This is a genomic window from Cupriavidus sp. GW822-FHT06G04 (assembly GCF_058799075.1).
Window position 1 is genome coordinate 584427 of sequence record NZ_JBXALD010000003.1, and the last position, 26377, is coordinate 610803.

Here is a 26377-nt window from a genome sequence, read left to right on the forward strand (position 1 = left end):
TCGGTCATTGGTGTGCCGGCCTACCATGCTTCACACGGATGCCGGGCCTCGGCATCGAAAACCGAACCTGGAGAAAGCATCATGACGACTCAACATTCCATCGCGGCGGAACGCGGTACGGCGCTGATTACGGGCGCATCAACGGGCATCGGCGCGATCTACGCCGACCGCCTGGCGCGGCGCGGCTACGACCTTGTGCTGGTGGCGCGCAATCGCGACAAGCTCGAAGCGCTGGCGCGCCGGATCTCGGACGACACGGGCCGCGCGGTCGAAGTGTTCCCCGCCGATCTGAATGATCGCGCCGCCCTGCTCGATGTGGAGCAGAAATTGCGCAGCGATGCCAGCATCACGCTGCTTGTCAACAACGCCGGTATCGGCACGCATACCCCGCTGCTGGACAGCGATGTGGAGCGCATGACGCAAATGATCGAGCTGAACGTCACCGCGCTGACGCGCCTGACCTACGCGGCCGTGCCGGGCTTCGTCGCGCGCGGTCGGGGCACCGTCATCAACATTTCCTCGGTCGTCGGCATCGCACCGGAAGTGCTGAATGGCGTGTATGGCGGCAGCAAAGCGTTCGTGACGGCTTTCAGCCAGTCGCTGCATCAAGAGCTTGGAGCCAAAGGTGTGCGCGTGCAGGCCGTGCTACCGGGCGCAACGGCAACCGACTTCTGGGAGACGGCCGGCCTGCCAATCGAACACCTGGACAAGTCGATCGTGATGGATGCCAACGACATGGTCGATGCGGCGTTGGTGGGTTTCGACCAGGGCGAACTGATCACGATCCCCGCGCTGCACGCAGTGGAACGCTGGAACGTCTACGAGGCCGCACGCCAGGCGATGGCCAGCGAGCTGTCGCGCAACACGCCTGCGCCACGCTACTTGAAAGACGCGCCGACCGCGGTGTGATGTCATCGGCAGGCGTTACGACGGTAGAATCCGGCTGCTGCACCCCATGCACCATGCCGGAGACCGCCGATGGTTCGCTTGCTGATGTTGCTGCTGGGCGTCGACTACCTGCGCTCGCGCTGGAAAACGCTGGCCTGGGCCGGCACGATCAGCCTCGTGGTCGGCGTTGCGTTGTTTGTCGATGCGCTCGATGGCCGGCTCGATTTTCCGATCGAGCCATTTGCGTGGCTGTTGCTGCTGGAAGGCCTCGCCACGCTGACCGTGGCGTCGACCGGCATGGGCGGGCAGCGCACGCTGCGCTATGTAAAGGGCCTGGCCTTTACCGTGTCGGCCTCGCTGGTATTGGCGGGGCACCACCACGGGCACATGATCCTGTCGCTGATCTTCGGTGTGCTCTTTCTGGCCGACGGCCTGCTGCAGGTGGCGTCGGCGCGCGTGGTGCGCTATCGCACCTGGCGGCTTGCCATGGCGGGCGGCCTTGTCGAAATCCTGCTGGCGATTTTCTTTATCCAGCCCTATCCCACCCACTATGTGGGCACGGTGCCGTATTGCGTCGGGCTTGGGCTGATCTTCGGCGGCTGGAACATGCTCTTGCTGGCATCGCGCGTGCGGCGGCTGGCGCGCAATCCGGACGATGCCATGCGCGGCGCAACCCATGAGGGCGTCCTCGCCGCGCAGGCGTCCGCCGCGAATGGCGCGATGGCCCCAACGTCGCGTTCAGGTGCGCGGCGCGGACCCATCACATGGGACGGGCCGCCCACGGCCGACGAACACGCGCTGACCGTTCACGTCTGGACGCCGGTTGGCTCGGCAAAATCGGAAGCACGGCGCCAGCCGATCATCGATCGCTATATCGCCGCGGTGGATCGCGATGGGGTGATATCGACGGGGCACGCCGCGCTCGAATCGCCCGAAGGGATCTATATCAGCCTCTATCCGGCAGTGGAGATCGATCGATCGCCCGACGACTTCACGCGACTGCTGCGCGCCACGCAAGAGAACGACGTGCCCGGCGTCTTCCAGCCCGACTATCCGACCGAATCGAAGGCGTGGTGCCCGTCGACGGTGCGCGTGCGCATTCGCAACTACGACCCTGGCCGTCTGCAGGCGTTCTGGGAACGCTATCGCCAGGACACCACCTACAACCTCACGCACCGCAATTGCTCAAGCACCGTGGCGCGCGCGCTCGATGCGGCGCTGGAAGGTGCCACCAGCCGCGTCTGGGCGCGTCTCGATGGCTGGTGGCCGCTGTGCCGCCTGCTGTTGACGCCGGAATTGTGGGTGGCCTCTCATCTGCGCAAGCGCGCGACCACCATGGCGTGGACACCGGGGCTGACGCTCGACTATGCGCGAGCAATGAGCATGCTGGCCGATCCGCGCCCGTTTGCGTGGGCGACGGTCATGCAGCGCGTATTCGGGCGGCGCGCTACGACGACGGCACCGACACACGGTGTCACCCAGTCCGCCGCACGGCCCACTGCAAGCGAAGCGCAGCAGGATCCGCCGCGCTAGATCTTGAGCGGCGATTTCAGCGTCGGTTTCACGAATGACAGACCAAGCCGTCCTGCAACTGGCTCGCCTCGAAGGCGACATCGCCTGCGCGTTGTTCGCGCGCACGTGCCAGCGCGCCGTCGCGTCGCCACTCGCGCACCGCCTGCGCCAGCCATGCCGCGGATTGCGCGTCGTCGATGCGCATCGCGATCTGGGCGCGCTGCTCGTCGGCAGGCACGACGTCCTGCAACGGCCGATAGAAACGCCACTCCTGCAGCGTCAGCAAACGCTGAAGCACCTCGCTGTCATCGGCCAACGCCTGACATTCGCCGGCAAGAAATCCGCTGGCCGCGCGAATCGACGAACCATAGACGCGCGCTTCGGCACCGAGCGTCCGCACCAGATGCGTGACGTAGGGACTGCCCTGCGCGACGCAAACCGCTTGCGCGCGCAGGTCCTCGGCGCGCTGGACAGCGCTGCCGCGCAGCACCAGCAATCTTCCCGGGCCGACCGCGTAGGCCGACGGCACCGCCACCATCCCGTCGTGCGCATCGGCGGCGCCCGCCAGGACGACGTCGACGTCGCGCTGCGCTGCTTGCCAGGCGCGCGATCCGGGCTCACCCGGCAGTCCGACCACGCGCAGATCGACGCCGAGCCGCTGCGCCATAAAGCGCGCCATCGCCACATCGAAGTGATCCGGCGCCGGCAACGTCGGCGCCTTGGGCGGGGCGGGACGTGCGTACTCGCGCACGCCCACCACCAGCGTGCCGCGCATCACCACCGCGTCGAGCAGACGCCCCTTCGCGATCGGCCGCGCAGTGCCATAGGCGGCGGCGACCGCCGCGAAGATTGCCGCGCCGACTACCATCGACGCCAGGCCGGCGCCGCTCCATCGCAAACGTCCGCGCTCAGCCATTGAGCGTCAGGCCCTTGCGCCAGCGCGTGAGCCGCGCCTCCACCAGCGCCAGCACGTAGTTCAGTGCCAGCCCCAGCAATGCCAGCAGCAGGATGCCCGCATACATCGTGGGTATCTGGAACACCTCCTGCGAGTTGAGCGTGAGGAAACCGAGCCCCGAATGCGCGCCGATCATCTCCGCCGCGACCAGCGCCGTGATGCAGTAGGTGCCGGCCAGACGCACGCCGGTGAAGATCGATGGCGATGCCGCCGGCAGCACCACCTTGCGAAACACGAACAACCGGTTGGCACCCATCGAGCGCGCCGAATCGATCAGCAGCCGATCCACCTGCTTGACGCCGCTGATGGTGCTCAGCAACACCGGCCAGAACGACGCCCAGAAAATGATGGCGACCTTCGACGTCTCGCCAATGCCCAAAAACAGGATGAATACCGGAAACAGCGCAAATGCCGAGGTTTGCCGGAATAGCTGCAGGATCGGATCGACGATGGCCTCGAAGCGCGAGAACCAGCCCATCAGCAGGCCAAGCGTCACGCCCAACGCGATGGCCGACAGCAGGCCATACAGCGAACGCTGCAGGCTCGCCAGCAGGTGCTTGAATAACGCACCGCTGGTAATCAGATCCCAGATCGTGACAATGATCTGCGATGGCGGACTGAGATAGGCGTCGCTGACGATGCCAAACCGCGGCACCAGTTCCCACAGCAGCAGGAACGCGGCGATGCCAAACAGGCCGAGCGCGCGATCGCCAAGGCGAGACAGCGATGCGCGACTCATGTCGCCACCTTTGCGATTGTCCGTTCGGCCTGGACACGTTCGCCGGGATTGGCCGTGGCGCCGAGCGGGCGCGGCACGGCGGCCGGGTTCGCGAACTGCACTTCGTCCTTGAGGATGTCCCACGCCTGCTGGCGCAGACGCACGAACGCCTCCGAATTGCGGACTTCTGCAGCGCGCGGGCGTGGCAACGGCACCTCGATGATCTGCTTGACGGTGCCCGGCCGCTTGGTCATCACGGCAATGCGGTCCGACAGGAAAATGGCTTCGTCGAGGCTGTGCGTGATGAAGACGATGGTCTTGCGCCGCTGCTCCCAGATGCGCAAGAGCTCGCCCTGCAGGATCTCTCGCGTCTGCGCATCGAGTGCGGCAAACGGTTCGTCCATCAGCAACACATCGGGCTGATACGCGAGCGATCGCGCAATCGCCACGCGCTGCTTCATGCCGCCGGAGATCTCGTGCGGATAGCGCTGACCGAAGCCAGTCAGACCTACCAGATCGAGGTACTCTTCGGCGACGGCGCGGCGTTTGACACGCGACACACCACGAATCTCCAGGCCAACCTCAATGTTCTGCAACACCGTGCGCCACGGGAACAAGGCATAGCCCTGGAACACCACGCCCTGCGCCAGGTTGATGCCGCGCAGCGGTGTGCCGTCGATTGCAATCTCGCCGCCAGTACGTTGTGTCAGGCCGGCCAGAATGCTCAGAAATGTCGATTTTCCGCAGCCCGAAGGGCCCAGGATGGAAATGAATTCGCCCTCGCGGATATCGAGGTCGAAATCGCGCAGCACCGCCACCGAATCGGGGCGCCCCGCTTCATTGCGCACCGCGTAGTCCATCCGCACGCCGCGCGCCACGATCTTGTCGCTCATGCCCGGCCGCCCTACGCTTTGGCGGCCCGCGCAACGCCCGGGGCCTGGGCAAACGGATTGAACTCGTTGGTGTAGATGTCGCGCGCGGCCACCTTGCCCTTCGGCAGCTTGCCTTCGGCCTCGAGCACATCGATGTAGTACTGGATCGGCGGCTCCGTCACCACGAGGTTATCGACGTACGCATAGCGATCGACATATTCGAGCTGCAGGTTGATGCGCTTGGACACCAGCTTGCGCGCCTCCTCGGGATTGGCGTTCACCCAGTTGGCAGCCCTGGCCAGCGCGTTGACCACATCGCGTACCGCTTCGGGATGCTCGCGCATGAACTTGCCGTGCACGCTGTAGGGCTGCATGCCGCCCAGCCCACCATCGAGATCGAAGTCGCTCCACAGGCGCGTCAGTTTATCGGCATGGTCTGCACGGCCGGAAAATGGCGCATGGATGATCGCCAGGTCCGTATTGCCGGTGACCAGCGTCTGTTCGGCCTGGTCATCGGGGATCACGACGAAATTGATCTTGTTGACGTCCACACCCTTCTGGCGCAGGAAGGTCTTGGTGACGAATTCCGCGCAGGCGCCAAAGCTGTTAATGCCGATGGTCTTGCCTTCCAGATCCTTTGGCGACCGAATGCCCGCATCCTTGCGCACGAAATACTTCATGTGCGGCGCGTCCTGCAGCGTCTTGTTGCCGGCGGCCACCACCTTGATGTCTGCACCGCTCGCCACTGCGGAGATCACCAGCGGCACCATGCGCGATCCGAAATCGATTTCCCCGGTGCCGGTCAGCGGAATGATCTGCGGCGCCGATACCTTGCCGATGTAGTTGGGGCGCGTGTTCGTCCCGTCGAAGTAGCCGAGCTGGTCGGCCAGATAGACGAGATCGAAAGTCGGATTGTCGGGATAGCGAAAGCTGACCTTGTCGCCCGCTTTGCCGATCACCGCAGGCGCGCCCGTGCCGCCTTTTGACGCGACCGGCGCGCTGTCGTCTGCGCTACGCGAGCACGCGGCCAGCAATGGCGCGACGCTGCCGGCGACTGCCAGCGAAGCCAGTTGCTTGAGCGCGCCGCGGCGCCCGCTGGCTTGGGATAAACGCGGCGGATAGGGCTTGTGATCGGTCGAGGCCATGGTGTCTTGTTGTGTGATGAGTGCAGTTCGCCCCGCAGTATTGCCAGCGCCGCACCCTCACACAACGAAGACTTTTGACTATCGATATTGCCTGGTCGACGACAGCGCCCACATCCCGCATGGCGCAGCCCCTGCTCGACTGTGTGCGGCACGTCACGCGCGCACGCACCGGATCGCACGCCTCAGCCGTCCGCCTTGGCGTTCGCACTGTCCAGCATGGCCTGTCCGATCTCGGTGCTGCCCTGCTCCATCAGTGCATTGGCGGCGCCGCGGATATCTCGCACCTCCTTGTTCTGCCCGAGCTTGGCCTTGCCTTGCAGGCACGTGATGCGGATCTCGATGCCGACGATGGCCTTGAGCATCTGGTCGATAAAATCCGCCGGCGCATCGGACATTTTCCATGGCTCTGGCTGTGTCGATTCGTGCGTGCGCGTGAGGCGGGCCACCACGCCGCGCACGTAGCGCTCGTCATCGTGGATCGTGATGCGGCCGTGCGCGTGCACGACCTGATAGTTCCAGGTCGGCACCTGTCTGTGGGCCTCGTGCTTGCTCGGGTACCAGGTGGGCGAGATGTAGGCATCGCCGGCGCGGAACACCACCAACACCTCATCGCCATTGGCCACGTCCTGCCACACCGGATTGGCGCGCGCCACGTGCGCCTTGAGGATGCCCTGTTCGCCTTGCGTCGTATCGAGTTCGAACGGAATGTGGTTGGCATCCAGGCCGCTTGCGCCGTGCGTGAACAGCGTGCCGAACGGATGCGCCGCGATCAGCGCGTGCAGGGTCTCTGGGCGGGACACATCGAAATGGGCGGGGACGTACATGACTGCTCCGGCGTGTTTCTCAATGGGGATGCAGTGCATTGTCGACACAAAGTGGCGTAGAGTGTAGGGCCAGTTTGGCTGTATTCCATCAGACCAGTATCGGGCCGCCCCTCCCGTCCATCGCCCCGTTCATCGCCCCCATCCGCGCCGCCATGCCAAGAACAGCCAAGGTGCCTGAAATGCCGTTTATCGGATCGCTGCAGCGCGATGCCGGTCCGCTTGGCGTGCAACTGGTACGCGCGATACGCGACGCGGTGGCACGCGGCGCCCTGAAGGCGGGTGAGCCGCTGCCGTCTACCCGCGCGTTGGCCGATGCACTTGGTGTCTCGCGCGGAACGGTGGTCGAGGCGTTCGAGCAACTGGTGGCCGAAGGCGTGCTGGCGGCGCAACCCGGTGCGGGCACGCGCGTGGCCGCGACGCTGGCGCCCGCCGCCACACCGCCGCGCCGCCAACGCAACGCGGCTGAGCTGGCTCCCGCAGCGCTCGCCTTCGCACGCATTGCCAGCGAATTTTCCGCGCTGCCCCAGGCCCCGTTCGCGGTGTCGGTCCCGGCGGGCGCCGCGGCTCCCAACGACGCCTGGCGCAGGCTTGGCAACCGGCTGCGCGCCAGCGGCAGCGCCGCGCCGTCCGGCTATGGCGACCCGCAAGGCGCGCTGCCGCTGCGCGTGGCGATCGCCGACTATCTGCGCCGCTCACGCTCGGTGCAATGCGACGCCAGCCAGATCGTGATCACCACCGGCACGCAGCAGGGCCTGTTCCTGTCGTGCCAGGTGCTGCTCGGTCGCGACGATGCCGTGTGGGTGGAAAATCCCGCCTATCGCGGCATTACAGCCATCCTGGAAAGCACCGGACCGCGCGAGCGCATCGTCCGCGTTCCGGTCGACCAGGAAGGCATCGACGTCGATGCGGGCATCGCGCTGGCCCCGCACGCTCGCGCGGCGTTTGTCACGCCATCGCACCAGTATCCACTCGGCATGCCGCTTGGCATGGCGCGCCGCAAGGCGCTGCTGGGATGGGCCGAACGCCATCGCGCGTGGGTCGTGGAAGACGACTACGACAGCGAGCTGCGTTACGCCGGCCATCCGTTTCCGTCGCTGCAAGGGCTGGCGCCGGACCGCGTGGTCTACCTGGGCACGTTCAGCAAGATCCTTTATCCGTCGTTGCGGCTCGGCTATGCCGTATTGCCGGACGCGCTGGTGGACGCCTACATTGGCGCGCGCATCCTGATGGACCGCCATCCACCGGCAGCCGACCAGCACGTGCTGGCGGCGTATATCGAAGAAGGCCACCTCGATCGTCATATCCGCCGCGTGCGCGGTGTGCATGCGGAACGGCGCGCCTGCGTGATCGATGCCGTGGCGCGCCATGTACCGCCGCATCTGGCATGGCTGCAGCCCTCCGACCAGGGCATGCATCTGGTGCTGTGGCTGGCGTCCGGTATCGATGACCGGCAGGTGGTGAAGGATGCCGTGGCGGCCGGTGTAGCCTTGCGCGCGGTGTCGCCGCTGTATGCGCAAGAAAACGGCCCGGCCGGCTTGATTCTCGGCTTTGGGGGATTTTCAGATCAGGCCATCGATGCGGCAGCGTCAAAGCTCGGCGCCATTCTGCGCACGGCGGGGCGTTGATCGCGACGTTCGCGGAGTCAGCAATACACATGCGGCCGATGCCACGGCCCGCGCGCTGCACGCAATGGACAGACTATGTCGTCGATTCCCGCTCGACGATCCGGAACCCCACGTCGATCACGGCCTCGGCGGCGGGCTCCCCGCGGCAGCGCGCCAGCAGCAGGCGCGCGGCGGTCTTGCCGATGTGCGCGCCATCGACCTGCACCGTGGTCAGCGATGGCGACATATGCGCGGCGAAGTCGGCGTCGCCGAAACCGCAGACCGCGATGTCTTGCGGCATGCGCAGGCCGCGCGCCCTGGCCTCCTCGATCACGCCCTGCGCCAGTTGGTCCGAACTGCAGAAAATCGCCTCGATCTGCGGGTCCTGCCGCAGCAGATCGCGCAAGGCCTGACGGCCCAATGCCAGACTGCTGGGCGCGGGCACGCATGCCGTCGGTACGTCGTGGCCCAGCGTCGAGATAAAACCTTCGCGGCGAACGGCGGCACGCTGGTCGTCGCCCGTGGCAATGCCAAATCGCCGCCAGCCCTTGCTGAGGAAATAGCCCGCCACCGCGCTGCCGACCTTGAGGTGCGAAAACCCGACGGCCATGTCGACGGGACGATCGCTGAGATCCCACGTCTCCACCACCGGAATGCCCGAACGGCGCAGGCGGTCGCGCGAGGCCTGCGCATGCACGAGGCCGGTGACCACAATGCCGTCGGGCCGACGGCTGATCATCGTTGCCAGCAGCGCTTCCTCGCGCGCGTGGTCATAGCCGGTCTGGCCGAGGATCAACTGATAGCCGGCCGCGTCCAGCGCATCGGTCAATGCCTTGACCGTGGGAAGGAACTGCGCCACCGCGATGTTGGGCACCAAGGCCGCCACAGTCAGGCTGCGGCGCGATTTCAGGCCGCCCGCAAGCAGATTGGGGATGTAGCCGGTTGCCTCCACCGCCTGGCGCACGCGTGCAATGGTCTTGGCGGAGACAAGTCCCGGATTGCTCAACGCGCGCGACGCGGTGATCGGTGAAACGCCTGCTTCGCGCGCCACGTCGTGCAGCGTGACGGATTTGGTGCCCGTTGAATCGGCCATGCGGATCGGAAGGAAAAAAATGGATGCGGTGTAAGCGCGGGTAAACCACGACGGCAAGCGGCGTTTTTGCCGGTTGACCTGCCAAAATGACAACGTTAGCATTCGGCTCATCGGAGGTCTCGCTGATACACAATCATTGCCGCGGGACCCCACTTTCACCTTGGTACGCGCGTTGTAGCGCCTCGCCAAGGATGAAGGGGCGCATTATAGCAATGCCGACAGGCCGTTTTTCGGCCTTTTTTTGACAACGATGTCATACGATGTCTGAAGTCTTGGACCTACTCTACTGGAAGCGCTTTCCATGACCGCCTCGCCCGCTGCCGACGCCATAACTTCGATCCGGCTTTCTTCCTGTTACCTGCCGCTGGCCACGCCGATCAGCGACGCCAAGGTGTTGACCGGCCGTCAGAAGCCGATGACCGAGGTCGCCATCCTGTTCGCCGAGATCCGTACCGCCAACGGGCACGAGGGTCTTGGATTCAGTTATTCGAAGCGCGCCGGCGGCCCGGGCCAGTTTGCCCACGCCCGGGAGATCGCGCCGACGCTGCTGGGCGAGGACCCCAGCGATATCGCCAAGCTGTGGGACAAGTTGTGCTGGGCCGGCGCCTCGGTGGGCCGCAGCGGGTTGTCGACGCAGGCGATCGGCGCATTCGACGTCGCGCTGTGGGACCTCAAGGCCCGGCGTGCCGGGCTGTCGCTGGCCAAGCTGCTGGGCGCGCATCGCGATTCGGTGCGCTGCTACAACACCTCGGGCGGGTTTCTGCATACGCCGCTCGATCAATTGCTGGTGAATGCCGCCGCGTCAGTGGAACGCGGCATTGGCGGCATCAAGCTCAAGGTGGGCCAGCCGGATGGCCGGATCGACATCGAGCGCGTCTCGGCCGTGCGTGAAAAGCTCGGCGATGCCGTGCCGATCATGGTCGACGCCAATCAGCAATGGGATCGGCCTACCGCGCAGCGGATGTGCCGCACGTTCGAGTCGTTCAACCTGGTGTGGATCGAAGAACCGCTCGACGCCTACGATCACGAAGGCCACGCCGCGCTGGCGCAGCAGTTCGATACGCCGATCGCCACCGGCGAAATGCTGACCAGCGCCGCCGAGCACTGGGACCTGATCCGGCATCGCGCTGCGGACTACCTGATGCCCGACGCGCCGCGCGTGGGCGGCATCACGCCGTTCCTGAAGGTGTGCGCGCTGGCCGATCACGCCGGGCTGATGATTGCGCCCCACTTCGCGATGGAATTGCATGTGCATCTGGCTGCCGCGTATCCGCGCGAGCCGTGGGTCGAGCATTTCGACTGGCTCGAGCCGCTGTTCAACGAGCGGCTCGAGATCGGCAACGGACGCATCAAGGTGCCCACGCGGCCGGGCCTGGGGCTCAGCATCAGCGACCAGGCGCGCGCGTGGACGCGCGAAACAGCCGATTTTGCCGCGCCTTGATCGGCGTGATCAGCGTGATCGGCGCGGCACCGCATCACATTCCCAATAACAGGAGACAACCATGATGAAGAAAGTTCTGGTATCGCTGCTGCTTGGCGGCAGCCTCGCAGTGGCCCATGCGGCCTGGCCGGAAAAACCGGTGACGATGGTGGTGCCGTTCCCGGCGGGCGGATCGACCGATAACGTCGCGCGCATCCTCAGCGCGAAGTTCCAGTCGACCTTCGGCGGCAGCTTCGTGGTGGACAATCGCCCCGGCGCGGCCGGCATGATTGGCGCGGCGGCCGTCAAGCGCGCGCCGGCCGATGGCTATACGCTGTTCGTGTCGTCGCTGGGCCCGTTCGTGATCGGTCCGCATCTGACCAAGAACCCCGGCTACGATCCGACCAAGGATTTCGACTACATCAGCGTGGCGGTGCAGGCCCCGAACGTGCTGGCCGTGCCGGCCGGCTCGCCGCACAAGTCGCTGCAGGACGTGATCGCGTACGAGAAAGCCAATCCGAACAAGATGACGTTCGCGTCGGCGGGCAACGGCACCAGCGACCATCTCACGGCCGAGCTGTTCTGGCAGCAGACCAACACCACTGGCCTGCATGTGCCGTACAAGGGCGGCGCGCCGGCATTGAACGACTTGCTCGGCAGCCAGGTCGACGCCACCTTCATGAACATCAACACCGCGGTGCCGCATATCAAGGCCGGCAAACTGCGCGCGCTGGCCATTACCAGCAGCAAGCGTTCGCCGATTCTGCCCGATGTGCCAACCATGGAAGAACTGGGCTACAAAGGCGTGACGGTCTATTCGTGGCAGGCGCTTGCCGCGCCGAAGGGGCTGCCCGCCGATATCAAGGCCAAGCTGCATCAGGCGGTGGTCGCGGCGATGAACGACCCGGGCGTCAAGCCCAAGCTGCTCGAAGTCGGCTTCGAGGTGGTGGCCAATACGCCCGAGCAGTTCACGGCGTTCCAGGCGTCGGAGTTTGCGCGCTGGAAAAAGGTGATCCAGACCGGCAATATCACCGCCGACTGATGCGATGGCGCGGATGACCGGGGCGCGCGCTAGCGTTTGCCCCCCACCGCGCCGCTCGCCGCACCTACGCGGCGCGCCCCAGCAGCCGGCGCAATTGCGCCGCGGTATCTTCGGCGGCCGACAGCGGTAGCAGCGGCACGCCGATGCCCTTGTGCCAGTCCATCAATGCGGCGCTGTGAGCGTCGGCAAAGCCGCGGATATTGCGTCGCAGCGCTTCCTGCCCGAACCCAAGCTCGACCTGCAATTCGCCATCGCTGACGACGAGATGGCCGGACGCGGGCAATTCCAGCAGGAACGGGTCGTAGACCAGCACCGACAGCACGTCGTTGCGCTGGCGCAGCGCCAGCATCAGACGCCGCGTCTGTGCGTCGCTACCGTCGAAATCGCTGATCACGATGACCAGGTGGTCGTGATGCGCCACACGCAACGCATGTTGGAGCGCCGTGTTCAGTTGCACCGCGCCGCGCTGTGCCGGCGCGTCGGCCCGCAGTTGCTGGTTGTAGCGGACCAGTTCACCGAGCAGATGCAGCACGCCGTGGCGGCTGCGCTGCGGCGCCACGCTGGTCGGCGCCGCATCGCCAAACACCACGCCGCCGACGCGGTCGCCGTCGGACAGTACGCGCCATGCCGCCAGCGCCGCGGCTTCGGCCGCCGTCACCGATTTCATCGCACGACGGCTACCGAAGAACATGTTCATGCGCTGATCCACCACCAGCAGGACGGGACGCTCCTTCTCCTCGGCATAGATCCGTACGTGAGGCTTGCCGGTGCGCGCGGTGACACGCCAGTCCATGGTGCGCACATCGTCGCCAGGCAGATATAGCCGCAGTTCCTCGAACGCCAGGCCCCGACCATGCACACGCGATCCATGCCGCCCGGACAGCAGGCTATGCACCGGCTGGCGTGCGCGGAAGTGGAAATCGCGCACGCTGGCTTCCAGCGCCGCCAGCGCGGCCATGTCAACGTTGACGCCCGGCGTGGCCTGAGAGGCCGGCGCGGCGCTGCCCAGCGGCGCGCGTGTGCGGGCGGCGGCGTCCTTTGCCATGGGATCGACGCGCGGCCGTCAGGCCACCGCCACGCGCTGCAACAGCCGGTCAATCACGGCATCTGCGGAAACCGCCGCGGCGTGCGCCTCGTAAGACAGGATCAGGCGATGCCGGAATACGTCGTGCACCACGGCCTGCACGTCGTCCGGCGTGACATGATCGCGGCCGCGCAGCCACGCCAGCGCGCGCGCCACCTTGTCCAGCCCGATCGAACCACGCGGACTGACGCCGACCTCGATCCACCGTTTCAGGTCGTCGTCGAAGCGGCCCGCATCGCGCGTGGCCTGGACCAGCGTGACGATATAGCGCTCGACCGGCTCGCTGACCGCGATGCCGTGAATCGCGTCGCGCGCGGCGAAGATCGCCGCCGGCGACAGCCTGCCCGGTTCGCCCGATGCATCGGCCGAGGCCGACGCGGACGCTTCTTCCTGCCGTGCCAGGCGGATGATCTGCGCTTCTGCGTCGCCTTGCGGATATCCGACGCTGACATGCATCAGGAAGCGATCCATCTGCGCTTCTGGCAACGGATAGGTGCCTTCCTGCTCGATTGGATTCTGCGTGGCCATAACCAGAAACAGCGGCTCAAGCCGGTGCGTGTTGCCGCCTACCGTGATCTGGCGTTCTTCCATCGCTTCGAGCAGCGCGGCCTGCACCTTGGCTGGCGATCGGTTCACTTCGTCGGCCAGCACCAGGTTGGCAAACAGCGGCCCCGGCTGAAAGCGGAATTCGCCCTTGCCGTTGTCCGTCACGTAGATGTCGGAGCCGGTGATATCGGCAGGCAAAAGGTCCGGCGTGAACTGCACGCGCGACAGGCGCGCATCCAGATGCCGCGCCAGGCTCTTGATGGCGCGCGTCTTTGCCAGGCCGGGCAGCCCCTCCACCAGCAGATGGCCGTTCGCCAGCAGCCCGAGCAATAGCCGCTCGATCATCCGTTCCTGCCCGACGATCGACTCGCCCATACGCGCCTGCAGCGCCAGGATGTCGTCGCGCGCGCTCATGGCGTGCCTCCTAGTCAATGAGCCGGTCGGCCCCCGGTAAACCAGTTGTAATAAGGATTGTCTGGCGCGGCCTGCATCACGGCGGTGATGTCGCGCAGCCATTGCTCGCGGTCGCCGCGATAGGCGTCGAGCCCCGCCGCGTAGAACCTGTAGAGCGTGGCGCGCTCGGCGCGTATCTGCCGATATAGCGCGTCATCAGCGCCGGACAACGGCGGGTCCGACGACATGTCGAGCAGTTCCTGCAATACCTGCGGAAATTCCTGTCGGCGCACCCAACCCGTGTACTCGATGCGCGGGCGATCGTCGGTAACGGCGGCGGCATCGCCGGCAAACCAATCCAGCCCCGCGCGGTCTGTGACGTACGTGGCCAGCAAGGCTGCAGGCGAGGCAATGCCTACCGCCTGCAGCGCCGCCGACACCTTCGCGTCGGCAAATCTCGATGCAATGCGCAGCGCGTCGAGAGTCAGCGGCTGCATCGAGCCGACCAGCAGCATTTCATGCAGCTCGGTGGTCCAGAGCGAGGCATGCGGAAACACGTCGAGAAAACTGCGCACCAGCGAGCGCGTGTCGTCACGATTCTGCGTCGGCAACGGCAGCCATTGCGCCACGATGCCGTGCTGCTGCAGCCGCGCGGCCGCCAGTTGATAGAACTCGCGCGAGTAGAGATTGACAACGCCGCTGGCCGACGGCGGCGGCGGCTCAAGCGTGATCAGGTCGTAGCGCTGCGCGCTCTGCAGCAGCTCGCGCCGGCCGTCGCGCAACCGGATATCGACGCGCGCGTCACGGCTGACGTCATAGTTGCCCTGGAAGCTCGGCGCGGCGCGCACCACGGCCGGCAACAGCTCGGCCACCACCCGCTGCTCCATGCCCGGATACTGCAGCAGCGCGCCGGCCGTAATGCCGGTGCCGAGCCCGATCACCAGCGCCGAGCGCGGCGTCGCGTCATGCACGATCATCGGCAGCAGCGCCTGCAACCGCATATAGCGCAGCGACGTCATGGTGTCGCCCGAATTCGAAACGCCCTGGATATACAGCCGCCGGAACGGTTGCGACGCCTTGCCCTGCTGCACCACGGCCACCGTGGCACCACGGCTTTCCTCGTAGAACACCAGCGATCCGCCGCGCGTCTTGGCCAGCAACGCGGCAAGACGGTCCGCGGGCGTGGCCGCCGCGACGATCACCGTGACGACCACCAGCAATGGAATGGCAAAGCGCGCGCGCCGCCGCACGCCATCGCCAAACGCGATGGCCAGCAACGCCACCAGCCCGCTGGCCGCTGCCAGCACGCCAAGCGTGTGCACCACACCAATCGACGGCACGAGCACGAATCCCGCCACGACCGACCCCGCAATGCCGCCGAGCGTGTTCAACGCGATCACCGCGCCGACTCCCGAACCCACGCGCGCGGCGTCGACCGACAGCCTCACGACATACGGGAACGCCGCGCCCAGTAATATCGTCGGCACCAGCACGATGCAGAGCGCCGCCACGGCAAAACTGGCGCACGTAGCGACCAGCAGGCTGCCCGTGGCGCCAAGCACCCGTTGCGACACCAGCGCCTGCGCGGCGGGCAGCCATTCTCCGAGCCACGCGAATTCGATCAGCGCCACACAGCCCGCACCGGCTACGAGCCACGCGAACATCGCCCAGGGATCGCGTGCGCTATCGACACGCCGGGCCACGCACAGGCTGCCGATCATCAGGCCCGCCAGATAGGTGGCCAACACCACAGCGAACGCAAAAGCGCGCGTGCTCAGAAACTGCACGATCGCCTGCGACCACACCACCTCGTAGCCAAGCGCGATGCCGCCGGCCAGCGCGTAGAGCGACAGCGCGAGCGTCCGTTGTGTAGTGGGCCGCGCGAGCGATGCTGCGGCTGCTGTCGCAGCGGCGACGTTGACGGGAGCATGACGGCCGAAGCGCCGAGCGCCAAGCGCGGCCACACCGTTCAGTGCGGCAGCCGCCAGGGCGCTGCCCGTCACGCCTAGCCACGGAATCAGTACGAAAGCAGCGGCCAGCGTGCCGGCGATGGCGCCTGCCGTGTTGGCCGCGTAAAGTTGACCGCCGTGTTTTCCCAGTTGCACGCCATCGGTGCGAATCGCGCGCATCAACGCGGGCAACGTGCCGCCCATCGCCATCGCGGGCACGCCCACCAGCAGGATCGGCAGGATCCATGCGGCCACACCGGCGCGCGCTTCCAGCCATGCAAACAGCGCGGCGCTATGGGCCAACGCCAGCGTCGCGCCGATCGCCAGCGCCGCGATGGCGCATTCGAGCCAAAGGTAGAGACGCCACGCTGACGACACGCGATCGGCAAGGCGCCCCACCATCCAGCCGCCGAAGGCCAGGCCAGCGAAGAAAGCGCTGACACCGATCGACACCGCATGCACGTCGACACCGACCACCAGCGACAACTGCTTGATCCACAGCACCTGATAGACCAGCCCGGCCGCGCCCGATGCGCACAACAACACCGCGGCCAGCCAGAGGCCGCGGCTCGTGCTAGCCGTCAGGTCCGCCGCGGGACGGACGCGCCGGGCACGGTGGTCTGTCACGTCCGATCCCAGCTTGCGGTTGGCCGACGTCACTTCTTCTGTTGCGTTTGCGATTGCACGCGCTGCATCTGGTCTGCCACCTGCTTCTTGATCTTTTCGCTGGCCTGGTCGATCGTGAAGCTGGCCGGCAACTGGCTTGGCGGGTAGTCGACGAAGGTCTGCAGGAAGTTGATCGCCCGGCGGTTGCCTTCGATGAACAGATACGGGTTCTGCGTTTCAAGATCGAAGTAGCGGTTGGTCGGCCCGGTATCGGCGCGCTCATACGGGTCCATGCGCAGGTTGAAGTATTTCGGCGCGCGCAGACAGGTGAACGGTTCCTTCCAGACCATGAACGATCCATTCTGTCGCTGTTCGCAGAACACGATCTTCCACGCGGTCGGTGTCGTGGCGCCCTGTGTCAGCACGTCATAGCGCATCGCCACCAGTTCCGCATCGTCGTTGAAGTAGTAGAACTCGTTGCGTGCGCTCTGCTGTGTCTGCCCGGTCAGCAGCGGCAGCTGGTTGTAGCCATCCAGATGCAGCTTGGCCGATTTGCCGCCCAGCGACGTGCCCTTGAGCAGCCGGTCCTTGATATCGCCATCGCCCGCGGCCGCCAGCAGCGTCGGGAACCAGTCGAGCCCCGACATCAGTCCGTTGGTTACCGTCCCCGGCTGGATTTTGCCCGGCCATCGCACCATCGCGGGCACACGGAAGGCGCCTTCCCAATTCGAATCCTTCTCGCTGCGGAACGGCGTGTTGGCTGCATCCGGCCACGTGAAGAAGTTGGGACCGTTGTCGGTCGTGAAGACCACCAGCGTGTTGTTGGTGATACCGGCATCGTCCAGCGCCTTGAGCAGCTTGCCCACGTTCTGGTCCATTTCCCACATGCCGTCCGCATATTCATGGCCCAGGCCCAGCCCCGCCTTGCCGCGATATTCGGGACGCACGTGCGTGAACAGATGCATGCGCGTGAAGTTCATCCACACGAAGAACGGCTGCTTGCCCTGCGCCTGCTTCTGGATGTAGTTGATCGCGGCGCCCGTGGTTTCGTCGTCGATCGTTTCCATGCGCTTGCGATTGAGCGGACCGGTGTCCTCGATCTTGCCGTCGGCGGTGCTGTGAATCACGCCGCGCGGGTTATAGAACTTGAGGAAGTCGGGGTTGTCCTTCGGCCAGTACGGCCGCTCGGGCTCTTCCTCGGCGTTCAGGTGATAGAGGTTGCCGAAGAATTCGTCGAAGCCGTGCTTGGTCGGCAGGAAGCGATCCTGATCGCCCAGGTGGTTCTTGCCGAACTGCGCGGTGGCGTAGCCCAGCGGCTTCAGCGCCTGCGCGATCGTGACATCGCGATCCTGCAGGCCAACCGGTGCGCCCGGCAGGCCCACCTTCGACAGGCCCGTGCGGAATACCGACTGCCCGGTGATGAAGGTGGAACGTCCCGCCGTACAGCTGTTTTCGGCGTAGTAGTCGGTCATCATCATGCCCTCGCGGGCAATCCGGTCGATATTCGGCGTGCGGTAACCGACCACGCCATTGCCGAACGCGCTGACATTGGCCAGCCCGACGTCATCGCCGAAGATCACCAGGATATTTGGCTTGCCGCCAGGCGCGCCCTGCGCCGGCGCCGCGGCAACCGGCGACGCGCCCGCGCTGGCATCGGGTGCAGACGCCACGGGTGCAGACGCCACTGGTGCGGGCGTCACCGGCGGGGCGCTGGCCACGGGCGGCGGCGCGACGGGTGCCTGGGCGGCGGGTGTCTGCGCCGGCTTGTTTTCGTCAGCCTTCTTGCAGCCGGCCACGGCCATGATCGCAATGATCGCCGTGGTCGCAGCCAGCCTGGTCATACGCGTCCCGAATGTCGAGGGCGTTCGCTTTACGGCGGTCATGTTGTCCTCCCGTTGAGAAGAGTGTCGTGCACTCAAGGTTTTGCGAACGGATAGATCTGCAACCAGTCCTGCTTCATGCTGATCACGGTCCAGCCACGCGCCAGCGCTTCATCGAGCGCGCGATCGAGCTTGCCGATCCTGGACTGGCGGTCGTAGGCGAATTCGCGCTCGGCGTCGTCGTGATGCACCAGCACTGCCAGCCGCTGGCCGGGGCCGGCCACCGTGTACTGCAGCATCTGCAGGTCGCCGTCGGAGTTGCCGACGGCCAGAATCGGGCGCCTGCCGATCTGGCGATAGATCCCCACGGGCTTGCCGGGGCCATCGTCGATGAATTCGAGCTTGGGGCCGCGCACCAGCGCCGGCTGGCCATTGCGCAGCTCATAGGTGACGGTCTGCGTGGAGCCGATCACCTGCTCGGGCGGAATGCCGTAGACGCGCTCGGCCCACGGCCGCATGAACTCGATGGTGCCGCCGGACACGATGTAGGTCTTGAATCCGTTGGCGCGCAGGTACTTGAGCAGTTCCAGCTGGGGCTGGTAGACCAGCTCGGTATAGGGGCGATTGAATTTCGGGTGACGCGCGCTTTCCAGCCACGCGCGAATCGTGCGGTCGTATTCGTCCACCGTCATGCCGCTGTTGCCGGCCGCAATCAACGGCAGCAGGTGTTTTTCCTCGCGCATCAGCGCGTTCATGTCGTTGGCCATCAGCGCCTTGAACGCGGGATTGTTGTTCCATTCCGGATGTTTCGGCGCGGCCTGGCGGACCTGATCGAGCAGGAAGAAGAACTGGAAGTACAGCGGCTGTTCGCTCCACAGGGTGCCGTCGTTGTCGAACACGGCAATGCGCTCGGCCGGCGGCACGAAATCGGGAGAGCCCTCGCGCGTCACGGCATCGACAAAATTCACGATAGTCTGGCGCGACGGGCCGTCGCGCCACGAAGACAAGGCGGCGGTCGCGTTGCCGGTCGATGCTGTCGATGTCGACGCGGCCGTTGGCGCCGTGGCGTTCGGTGCGGCGCACCCGCCCAGCGCGGCAAGCACCGCCGCGGCCAATACCGCGGCGGAGATCGCCCGGTGAAAACGCTTCAAGCCTCCTGCCACGGCAACTGGCATGCGTACGCCTCCTGACTGGATCGGAATGGTTTTATTGATGGTTTTATTTTTCGATCTGCCGGGCGCCAGCGGCTTGCATCGCCAGCGGGGCCTGCCTGCGCATGTCGGCCCAGCGGGCGTCGTCCATCACCAGGCGGAAGCCCAGGTGCGACATGCTGGTATAGGGATCGGTGCCACGCCGTGCGCTCGGGCGGTAGCTCAGGCAGAAATCCTCGTTGCACAGGAACGAGCCGCCGCGCGTGACGCGCTTGGGCGCCGTCACCGGGACGCCCGGTTCGCTCGGGTCCCATGAATCGCGCGGTCCCGCCGGGTTTTGCAGCACCGCCGTGGAGACGGCCTCACGGCGAAACTGGTCGGCGCGATACCAGTCGGCCACCCACTGCCACGCGTTGCCCGTCATATCGGCAAGCCCGTAGCCGTTGACCGGAAACGTGCCGACCGGGCTGGTGCTCACCGCGCCGCCGGCCTTGGCGCTGACCACGGGGAACGGCTGCACCTGCTGACCCTGCCACACGTTGGCCATCTGGCGGCCGTCCGGGGCAAACTTGTCGCCCCAGGTGTAGGTGGCCTGTTCCAGGCCGCCGCGCGCCGCGAACTCCCATTCCGCCTCGGTGGGCAGGCGTTTGCCGGCCCACTTGGCGTAAGCCTCGGCGTCTTCGTACGAGACCTGCACCACTGGATGGTTGTCCTTGCCGTCGATCGAGCTGCCGGGGCCGTTCGGATGCTTCCAGTCCGCACCGGGAACAAAGCGCCACCAACGCCAGTATTCGCGCAGCGGCACGGGGCTGTTGGTGCCGACGAACACCATCGCGCCGGCCACCATCGCGCTGTCTGGTGGACGCGGCGTGCCCGGCGGCAGTTGGACCTTCATGGTTTCCCAGTCGGGCGCGCGCTCGGCGGTAGTGACGTAGCCGGTGGCCGCCACGAACTTGCGGAACTGGGCATTGGTCACGTGGTGCTGATCCATCCAGAAACCATTCACATGCACCTTGTGCGCGGGCCGTTCATTGGCCTGCGCAAGCTTGTGGTCGCTGCCCATCAGGAAATCGCCGCCCGGTACGTGGACCATGCCCAGCGGCGCGTTGACGCCATCACCGGGCTTGATTTCGGCGGCGCCGGGGCTCGCGTCGCCGCCATGGGTTGCGTACCACCACGTGCCGCCCGCGCCTGCGGCAGCCATGCCGAGCACCCACGCGGCCAGCCAGGCGCGGCGTGGCCGTGTGGGCGTTGCCAAGGCTTCCGTCCTGCGTTGCCGCGCTTGTCCCATCCACGCTCCTTGCCTGATGTGCCTGACAGTCCGCTAGAGTATTGGTAGTGATCAGCGTTAAACGGAATGCAATCTTTTGGGTATTTGATGTTAGTGGTTTAGTCTTGATCAAATACGGTGCGGCTTTCAGGGATTCAGCGGCGGCAGCCAGGACCCATCGTGCGGACGGCTGCGGCGGGCTGGGCGCAACGGCCGCCCCACCCTTCCTGTGCGCCGCGTCCAGGCCCATGCGGCCAGCGCCAGCACCGCAAGGACGCCAAGGCAGCCAAGCGCCAAGCGCCCGTCGATCCAGTCCGGCCAGCGCAGCGGCGCGCCGCCCGTCGGCGCGAGCCCGAGCCCCGATGCAGCGCGGCCCACCTCCACGGTCACGGCGGGCGCATCGGCATGCAGTTGGCTGCCGGTGGACGCGTCGTACCAGGGCACCGAGATCGCCGGAAGCGTGTAACGACCGCTGCGTTCAAACACGTAAGTGATGTTTTCCACGCGCCGCCCGCCTGTGCTGCCGGCCGGCGCATCGCCTGTGCCAGATGCCGCGTCCGACAGCACCGGCTCGGCCCGGAACACCCGCACGCCGCGCGGCGCCGAGACGGGCGGCGGCTCGATCATCATGGCCTGCGCGCCCGGCGCAAAGATCGTCACGGTACGCACCACGGCATCGCCCGCATGCAGCGTCGCATCCTTGCCGGTGACCGGCCGGTCGAACTGCTGCTGGACGAACAGGCGGACCGCCGGCAAGGTCGATCTTGCCGCGGCAGGCGCTGACGCCGCAGCGGTCTGCCCCGCCGCGCGCACGGTTGTTGCCGGCAGCACCACGCTGCCCTCGCGCGGCTTGCCGTCGTCGCCGGCATAGGTGAAGCGAATCGTCGGCGTCGGCAGCGCAAACTCGCCACCCGTTTGCGGCGTCAGCACATAGGTCTTGGTGATACCGGCGTAGCTGACGCCGCCAATAGTTTCGGTGGCATTGGCGCCGCGCTCGTCGGGCATCGTGATCACCGCGCCGGGCACCTGTAGCGTCGGAAATACCGGTGCCGACAGAAAGAAATTCGGCGCGAGGATCGTCACCTGTACCTGCACCGCCTGGCCCGCCACCACAGGCTGTTGGCCTGCCACGTGGACGCGAATCGCGGGCGCCGCGGCTTGCGGCGCGCTTGCGGGCGCTGCGGCCTGCACTGCCTGTGCGGCGCAGGCGCTCATGCACAGCGCCAGCGGCAGAATCGAGCGCATCGTCATGGCTTACCCTGTTGCAGCGCAAACTTGCGCGCCAGCATATCGGTAGGCGAGGTCTGTATCGCGCGCATCCACATCTCGGCGTTCTGTTGCACCAGCCCCATGCGCGGCTTGTCGTCGCCGGGCGGCGCAGGCGGCTTGCTGGCGTCGTATTCGATCTGGTCCGGCTTGAGATCCGGCGGCTCTTCGTCGCCTTGCTGGTTCTTCTTCTGCGCCTCCTGCTGCTTCAGTCGCTGCTGCACGGCGGCAAGGTTGCGCATTGCCGGCTGCCAGCCGGGACGCAGCTGCAATACGCGCTGGTAGCGCGCCACGGCCTCCTTGTACTTTTGCTGCTGCGCCAGTGCGTTGCCCAGATTGAACTGCGCGTCGGGCGAATCGATGGCCTCGAAGGCCCGCGCCGCCTGCGCGAACTGTCCCGCGCGATAGAGCGCCGCGCCGCGCCACATCGGATCCTGAAACATTGCGGCGGCACCGGCGTAGTCGCCGTTTTCAAAGGCGCGCCGCCCCTGCTGGTCGCGCGTCAGCCACAGATCGCGGAACTGCCGCGCTGGCGCGGCGGCACCTGAAGGCGCATCGGCGGACGCGGCTTGCGCGCGCGTCTCGACCGGCGCCCAGCCGACACACAGCGCCAGCGCCACGCCCGCCACCCAGCGGATGGTCCAGCCCTTGCGGAACCACAGCACTGCCAGACATGCGATCGGAATCGTCAGCGGCCAGCCGGCATCGTGCCAGCGCAGCGTATCGGGCGAGCTCGCCGCTTCGACGTGCGACTGCACGTGGCGCTGCACCCAGGAGATGTCGTCGTCGCTGGCCGCGGTGATCTCGGCGACGGGCACGCCGGCGTCGCGCAAGCCATGCAACGCGGCGACGTCGAGTCCTGGCGCCGAACCATCGCCGCCCTGCAGCGGTCCGCCTTTCGCCGTGCCGATGGCTAGCACCACCAGCTGCGTGCGTTGGCGTTTGCCGCGCAGCGCCTGGATCGCGCTGGTCTCCACGCCATCGGTCATCAGCAGGATGGTGCCCGGCACGGGCTCGCGGTCGAGCGCTTCGGCGATGCGTTGCACGGCCAGCGCGGTGTCCTTGCCCGGCACCGGCATGATGCGCGTCTGCAGCGCGTCGACAAAGGTTTGCAGCAACGCCGCGTCGTCGGTCAGCGGCAACACCATGTGCACCGAGCCCGCATAGGCATACAGCGCGGTCTTGCCGCCCTCGCGCTGCGCCAGCAATGCCTTGATCTTGAGCTTGGCGCGCTCGAGCCGCGTGGGCGTGACGTCGATCGCGTTCATGGTCGGCGACAAATCCACCGCAATCGCCAGCGGCGCCTTGTCGGCAAGAAACGGCGGACGTTCGCGCTCCCATGTCGGCCCGGCCAGCGCCACCGCCGCGAGCGCCAGCGCCAGCGCGGTCAAATGCACGGGGCGCACCGCGCGATGGCGGCGCTCGCCGACCACCAGCGCGTCGAGCAGATGGGGCGCAATCGTGCCGCGCCAGCGCCGCCGCACATCGCCATGCCGCTGCACGGCCCAAGGCAGCCATGCCGCGGCAATCAGCACCAGCAGCCACCACGGCCGCAAGAAGTGAAACTGGGCGATGGCATCGAACAAATGACTCATGGCGCGGGATCCCGGCGCGGCGCGGGCAGCGACGACGCTGCGCTCCAGCGCGCATAGCCGGCCATCGCAAACTGATACGCCAGCAGCAACAGCACGGCAGCACCCAGCGGCCACATGAACAGTTCGCGGCGCGGGCGCCAGCTCAGGGTCTTCTCGCGGTGCGGCGTCACGCGGTCGAGCGTTGCATAGATCGATGACAGCGCGGCCTGGTCCGCGCCGAAGAAATAGCGTCCTTGCGTGGTGCTGGCGATGCGCTGCAGCATGCCCAGATCGACCTTCTGCTCGCCGGTAGCGGACGGGTCGCCAATGCCGACGGTATGAACTACCACGCCGCGCGATCGCGCGATTTCCGCGGCCTGTGCGGGCGGCATGCGGCTGGCGGTATCGTTGCCGTCGGTCAGCACGATCAGCACCTTCTCCTGCGCATGGCTGTTGTCGAACAGCTTGATGCCGAGCCCGATGGCATCGCCCAGCGACGTGCTGGCGCCGGCCATGCCCGGCACCATGTCAGCGATCAGCGTGCGCACCAGCGCGTGGTCCAGCGTGAACGGCGCCAGTGGATACGGCGCGTCGCCAAACACGATCAATCCGATGCGATCGCCGGGCCGATGCGCCACGAAATCGCCGACGACCTGTCGCACCGCCTGCACGCGCGCTTCGAGCACGCCGGCCGGATCTTTGAAGTCGCGCGTATCCATCGATTGCGACAGATCGAGCGCCAGCAGCAGGTCGCGCACGGGCTCGGTCTTGTAGATCGGCGGCTCCAGGAATTGCGGGCGCGCCAGCGCCACCACCACCAGAGTCCAGGCCAACGGTGCCAAAAGATGCTGCACGAGGTTGCGATGCGGCACATGCGCGCCGGCCGCCGGCTTCAGGCCCGCCGCATCGGCCACTTCGCCAAAGAACGGCAGGCGTACCGATGCGCTGGTTTCGCGATACGTCGGCAGCCAGCGCCAGACCGCCAGCGGCAAGGGCAGGAGCACGAACAGCCAGGGATAGGCAAAGGCGATCATGCGCGGCCTGCGTCCGAAACAACGATACGGTGTCCGGCGATCCAGCGCCGGCAGGCTTGCATGGCGGCGTCGGCCTGTTGCGCGGACCAGCCCGCCAGCGCCGCCGCATCGGCAGGTGCGCAGCGATACTCGGCTTCGATCAGCGTGGCCAACGGCGGCACCGCGTCGGCGGCGCTTCCCGCGTGCGCGAGTAGAAATGCGCGCCAAGCCGGGCCCGACAGGCCCGCCACCGCTTCGCGCGGCCAGACCGCCAGCACAGTGCGCTTGAGCAGCGCGGCCATCGACAGCAACGCGGCGGCGCGCGACGCGGCGTCCGCCTGCATGGCCGGGCGCAGGCGGGCCAGTTCGGCCTGCGCCAGACGGCGATAGCGATTGGCGCGCCAACGTCGCCAGGCACGCCAGCCGACGCCGCACAGGATGGCCAGCAGGCACAGGCCCAGCACCAGCCAGGCAGTCGTTTGCGGCCACCAGGATGGCGGCAACGGTGTGACGATATCGGCCAATTCGGTCACCCTACGACTCCCCGCAGCGCCGGCCAGCCGGCATGCGCGCAGAGTAGCGCGTTGCAATGCGAATCCGAATTAAGAGTTTTGAGAATGTCTCTTCAGGGATTTGGTCACGTCAGATCCTGCGATTTGCGATTGCTGCACCAGCGCTGCACGGGCCGACTAGCGTCTAGAGTCCTTTGGGCAGCAGCGTCTGCACTGCCTCGCGCATCACCCGCGCCAGCAATTGCTGGCGTTCGCGCGGCATGCGCGCCAGCGTGGTGGCCACACTGATGCCGGCCACCGGTTCGCCATCGCGATCGTGCACGGCCATGCCAACGGCCAGCGCGCCGCGCGTGGCATGGTTGCCGATCACCGAATAGCCGCGTTCCCGCGTGGCGCGGATCAGGATGCGCATGCGGTCCGGCGTCATGCCGCCGTACTGGCCCAGCACATCGGCATTGGCGGCGATGACTTCCGCCACGGTGGGATCGGGCAGCGCGGCCAGCAACGCAAGCCCAGCGGCGCCTACGCCGAGCGGCTGCCGCGTGCCGACCTGGATCACCAGCACCTGCACCGGATGCGTGCCCACCTGGCGGGCGATGCAACGCGACAACGCGCCATCGCGCACCACGCCGAAGGCCGCGTCGCCGCATGCGTGGCTCACGCGCGCCAGCACGGGCTTGAGCCGTTCGGCCAGTGCGGTCGATTCACCGCGCTGCGGCAATGCCGCGAGCCGGCCGCCCACCGTGTAGTGGAACCGCCCGCGCCGTGCCACGTAGCCGCAATCGATCAGCGTGGTCAGCAGCCGATACACGGTCGGGCGCTCCAGACCGGCCACACGGCATAGATCCACGACACGCAGACCATCGCGGCCAGCCGCCAGGATCGCGTCGAGCAAGTCCAGTCCGCGCCGCAATGCGCGCGTGCCGTCTTCGGCGATGGGTTTTGAATCGTCCGCCAGGCGGACGTTTCGATTCGCAGCACGAGCGCTCATGAGGAAGAATTTTTCAGGCCGGAAACGCAGTCCGCAGTATGCCGCAGATCCGCAGCGGCACGATCCACGGCGGCAAACCGCCGCGCGGAGGACCACAAGACGGGACGCATCCGGCCACGTCAAAAACAG

The 26377-nt window shown here is 66.6% G+C and carries 22 protein-coding genes; 5 read left to right on the plus strand and 17 right to left on the minus strand.

Annotation, left to right across the window (positions count from 1 at the left end; all coding sequences use genetic code 11):
• The first annotated feature begins 81 nt into the window (after positions 1-81).
• Together AC1RKI_RS09980 and AC1RKI_RS09985 are read left to right on the plus strand one after the other, a co-directional pair.
• Positions 82-909: an SDR family NAD(P)-dependent oxidoreductase gene (locus AC1RKI_RS09980; protein WP_492797504.1), complete on the plus strand. Its 828-nt coding sequence runs from the start codon at positions 82-84 to the stop codon at positions 907-909.
• A gap of 69 nt (positions 910-978) precedes the next feature.
• A complete protein-coding gene (locus AC1RKI_RS09985; protein ID WP_492797503.1) occupies positions 979-2421 on the plus strand; it encodes an HdeD family acid-resistance protein in 1443 nt (480 codons plus the stop codon).
• Between the two features lie 28 nt (positions 2422-2449).
• Here the strand turns inward: AC1RKI_RS09985 and AC1RKI_RS09990 are convergent, their stop codons facing one another.
• The 5 genes from AC1RKI_RS09990 to AC1RKI_RS10010 all read right to left on the minus strand — a co-directional run bounded on the left by AC1RKI_RS09990 (position 2450) and on the right by AC1RKI_RS10010 (position 6914).
• Positions 2450-3316: a type 2 periplasmic-binding domain-containing protein gene (locus AC1RKI_RS09990; protein ID WP_227461183.1), complete on the minus strand. Its 867-nt coding sequence runs from the start codon at positions 3314-3316 to the stop codon at positions 2450-2452.
• Entirely contained in the window at positions 3309-4094 is a 786-nt protein-coding gene (locus AC1RKI_RS09995; protein ID WP_150980991.1) for an ABC transporter permease, read from the minus strand. Before AC1RKI_RS09995 ends, AC1RKI_RS09990 begins: the two co-directional genes overlap by 8 nt.
• A complete protein-coding gene (locus AC1RKI_RS10000) occupies positions 4091-4966 on the minus strand; it encodes an ABC transporter ATP-binding protein (protein ID WP_061959287.1) in 876 nt (291 codons plus the stop codon). Before AC1RKI_RS10000 ends, AC1RKI_RS09995 begins: the two co-directional genes overlap by 4 nt.
• An 11-nt stretch (positions 4967-4977) precedes the next feature.
• Positions 4978-6090: an ABC transporter substrate-binding protein gene (locus AC1RKI_RS10005; protein WP_061959286.1), complete on the minus strand. Its 1113-nt coding sequence runs from the start codon at positions 6088-6090 to the stop codon at positions 4978-4980.
• A 182-nt stretch (positions 6091-6272) separates the two neighbouring features.
• The gene (locus AC1RKI_RS10010) at positions 6273-6914 is read right to left on the minus strand and encodes an FMN-binding negative transcriptional regulator (protein WP_492797500.1); all 642 of its coding nucleotides are present in this window, start codon (positions 6912-6914) and stop codon (positions 6273-6275) included.
• A 152-nt stretch (positions 6915-7066) separates the two neighbouring features.
• On the opposite strand from AC1RKI_RS10010, the gene pdxR reads away from it, so the two are divergent.
• Entirely contained in the window at positions 7067-8539 is a 1473-nt protein-coding gene (gene pdxR / locus AC1RKI_RS10015; protein WP_492797498.1) for a MocR-like pyridoxine biosynthesis transcription factor PdxR, read from the plus strand.
• A gap of 73 nt (positions 8540-8612) precedes the next feature.
• On the opposite strand, the gene AC1RKI_RS10020 is transcribed toward pdxR, so the two are convergent.
• Entirely contained in the window at positions 8613-9611 is a 999-nt protein-coding gene (locus AC1RKI_RS10020; protein WP_227461187.1) for a LacI family DNA-binding transcriptional regulator, read from the minus strand.
• Positions 9612-9912: 301 nt separating this feature from the next.
• On the opposite strand from AC1RKI_RS10020, the gene AC1RKI_RS10025 reads away from it, so the two are divergent.
• Positions 9913-11052, plus strand: a complete 1140-nt coding sequence (locus AC1RKI_RS10025) for an L-talarate/galactarate dehydratase (protein ID WP_244788977.1) — start codon at positions 9913-9915, stop codon at positions 11050-11052.
• 64 nt (positions 11053-11116) lie between these two features.
• Positions 11117-12073 (plus strand): Bug family tripartite tricarboxylate transporter substrate binding protein, encoded by a 957-nt coding sequence (locus AC1RKI_RS10030; RefSeq protein ID WP_492797654.1) that lies wholly within the window; start codon positions 11117-11119, stop codon positions 12071-12073.
• A 64-nt stretch (positions 12074-12137) separates the two neighbouring features.
• Here the strand turns inward: AC1RKI_RS10030 and AC1RKI_RS10035 are convergent, their stop codons facing one another.
• The 11 genes from AC1RKI_RS10035 to AC1RKI_RS10085 all read right to left on the minus strand — a co-directional run bounded on the left by AC1RKI_RS10035 (position 12138) and on the right by AC1RKI_RS10085 (position 26248).
• Entirely contained in the window at positions 12138-13118 is a 981-nt protein-coding gene (locus AC1RKI_RS10035; RefSeq protein ID WP_492797495.1) for a DUF58 domain-containing protein, read from the minus strand.
• An 18-nt stretch (positions 13119-13136) separates the two neighbouring features.
• Positions 13137-14117 carry an AAA family ATPase gene (locus tag AC1RKI_RS10040; RefSeq protein ID WP_341248524.1) on the minus strand — a complete coding sequence of 327 codons (981 nt, stop codon included), beginning with the start codon at positions 14115-14117 and terminating at the stop codon, positions 13137-13139.
• Between the two features lie 14 nt (positions 14118-14131).
• Positions 14132-16705, minus strand: coding sequence for a spermidine synthase (locus tag AC1RKI_RS10045; RefSeq protein ID WP_492797493.1), 2574 nt, complete (start codon positions 16703-16705; stop codon positions 14132-14134).
• On the minus strand, positions 16702-18492 hold the full coding sequence (locus AC1RKI_RS10050) for an arylsulfatase (RefSeq protein WP_492797491.1): 1791 nt from the start codon (positions 18490-18492) through the stop codon (positions 16702-16704). Before AC1RKI_RS10050 ends, AC1RKI_RS10045 begins: the two co-directional genes overlap by 4 nt.
• Before the next feature lie 74 nt (positions 18493-18566).
• Positions 18567-19646 (minus strand): HAD family hydrolase, encoded by a 1080-nt coding sequence (locus AC1RKI_RS10055; protein WP_492797489.1) that lies wholly within the window; start codon positions 19644-19646, stop codon positions 18567-18569.
• Between the two features lie 43 nt (positions 19647-19689).
• On the minus strand, positions 19690-20826 hold the full coding sequence (locus tag AC1RKI_RS10060) for a formylglycine-generating enzyme family protein (protein ID WP_223506371.1): 1137 nt from the start codon (positions 20824-20826) through the stop codon (positions 19690-19692).
• A gap of 213 nt (positions 20827-21039) precedes the next feature.
• On the minus strand, positions 21040-22143 hold the full coding sequence (locus AC1RKI_RS10065) for a BatD family protein (RefSeq protein WP_061959802.1): 1104 nt from the start codon (positions 22141-22143) through the stop codon (positions 21040-21042).
• Positions 22140-23753, minus strand: a complete 1614-nt coding sequence (locus AC1RKI_RS10070) for a vWA domain-containing protein (RefSeq protein WP_492797487.1) — start codon at positions 23751-23753, stop codon at positions 22140-22142. The genes AC1RKI_RS10065 and AC1RKI_RS10070 overlap by 4 nt, the downstream gene beginning before the upstream one ends.
• Complete coding sequence (locus AC1RKI_RS10075; RefSeq protein ID WP_061959804.1) at positions 23750-24766, minus strand: vWA domain-containing protein; 1017 nt, start codon at positions 24764-24766, stop codon at positions 23750-23752. Before AC1RKI_RS10075 ends, AC1RKI_RS10070 begins: the two co-directional genes overlap by 4 nt.
• Positions 24763-25278: a DUF4381 domain-containing protein gene (locus AC1RKI_RS10080; protein ID WP_492797485.1), complete on the minus strand. Its 516-nt coding sequence runs from the start codon at positions 25276-25278 to the stop codon at positions 24763-24765. Before AC1RKI_RS10080 ends, AC1RKI_RS10075 begins: the two co-directional genes overlap by 4 nt.
• A 163-nt stretch (positions 25279-25441) precedes the next feature.
• A complete protein-coding gene (locus tag AC1RKI_RS10085; RefSeq protein WP_490714136.1) occupies positions 25442-26248 on the minus strand; it encodes an IclR family transcriptional regulator in 807 nt (268 codons plus the stop codon).
• Between the last annotated feature and the right edge of the window lie 129 nt (positions 26249-26377).

Coding starts and splice junctions, on each gene's coding strand:
- AC1RKI_RS10025 (WP_244788977.1), top strand. CDS start 9,913: ATGACCGCCTCGCCCGCTGCCGACGCCATAACTTCGATCCGGCTTTCT.
- AC1RKI_RS10065 (WP_061959802.1), bottom strand. CDS start 22,143: ATGACGATGCGCTCGATTCTGCCGCTGGCGCTGTGCATGAGCGCCTGC.
- AC1RKI_RS10055 (WP_492797489.1), bottom strand. CDS start 19,646: ATGCCAGTTGCCGTGGCAGGAGGCTTGAAGCGTTTTCACCGGGCGATC.
- AC1RKI_RS09990 (WP_227461183.1), bottom strand. CDS start 3,316: ATGGCTGAGCGCGGACGTTTGCGATGGAGCGGCGCCGGCCTGGCGTCG.
- AC1RKI_RS10000 (WP_061959287.1), bottom strand. CDS start 4,966: ATGAGCGACAAGATCGTGGCGCGCGGCGTGCGGATGGACTACGCGGTG.
- AC1RKI_RS10030 (WP_492797654.1), top strand. CDS start 11,117: ATGAAGAAAGTTCTGGTATCGCTGCTGCTTGGCGGCAGCCTCGCAGTG.
- AC1RKI_RS10035 (WP_492797495.1), bottom strand. CDS start 13,118: ATGGCAAAGGACGCCGCCGCCCGCACACGCGCGCCGCTGGGCAGCGCC.
- AC1RKI_RS10040 (WP_341248524.1), bottom strand. CDS start 14,117: ATGAGCGCGCGCGACGACATCCTGGCGCTGCAGGCGCGTATGGGCGAG.
- AC1RKI_RS10070 (WP_492797487.1), bottom strand. CDS start 23,753: ATGAGTCATTTGTTCGATGCCATCGCCCAGTTTCACTTCTTGCGGCCG.
- AC1RKI_RS10020 (WP_227461187.1), bottom strand. CDS start 9,611: ATGGCCGATTCAACGGGCACCAAATCCGTCACGCTGCACGACGTGGCG.
- pdxR (WP_492797498.1), top strand. CDS start 7,067: ATGCCAAGAACAGCCAAGGTGCCTGAAATGCCGTTTATCGGATCGCTG.
- AC1RKI_RS10085 (WP_490714136.1), bottom strand. CDS start 26,248: ATGAGCGCTCGTGCTGCGAATCGAAACGTCCGCCTGGCGGACGATTCA.
- AC1RKI_RS10005 (WP_061959286.1), bottom strand. CDS start 6,090: ATGGCCTCGACCGATCACAAGCCCTATCCGCCGCGTTTATCCCAAGCC.
- AC1RKI_RS09995 (WP_150980991.1), bottom strand. CDS start 4,094: ATGAGTCGCGCATCGCTGTCTCGCCTTGGCGATCGCGCGCTCGGCCTG.
- AC1RKI_RS10050 (WP_492797491.1), bottom strand. CDS start 18,492: ATGACCAGGCTGGCTGCGACCACGGCGATCATTGCGATCATGGCCGTG.
- AC1RKI_RS10075 (WP_061959804.1), bottom strand. CDS start 24,766: ATGATCGCCTTTGCCTATCCCTGGCTGTTCGTGCTCCTGCCCTTGCCG.
- AC1RKI_RS09985 (WP_492797503.1), top strand. CDS start 979: ATGGTTCGCTTGCTGATGTTGCTGCTGGGCGTCGACTACCTGCGCTCG.
- AC1RKI_RS10060 (WP_223506371.1), bottom strand. CDS start 20,826: ATGGCTGCCGCAGGCGCGGGCGGCACGTGGTGGTACGCAACCCATGGC.
- AC1RKI_RS10010 (WP_492797500.1), bottom strand. CDS start 6,914: ATGTACGTCCCCGCCCATTTCGATGTGTCCCGCCCAGAGACCCTGCAC.
- AC1RKI_RS09980 (WP_492797504.1), top strand. CDS start 82: ATGACGACTCAACATTCCATCGCGGCGGAACGCGGTACGGCGCTGATT.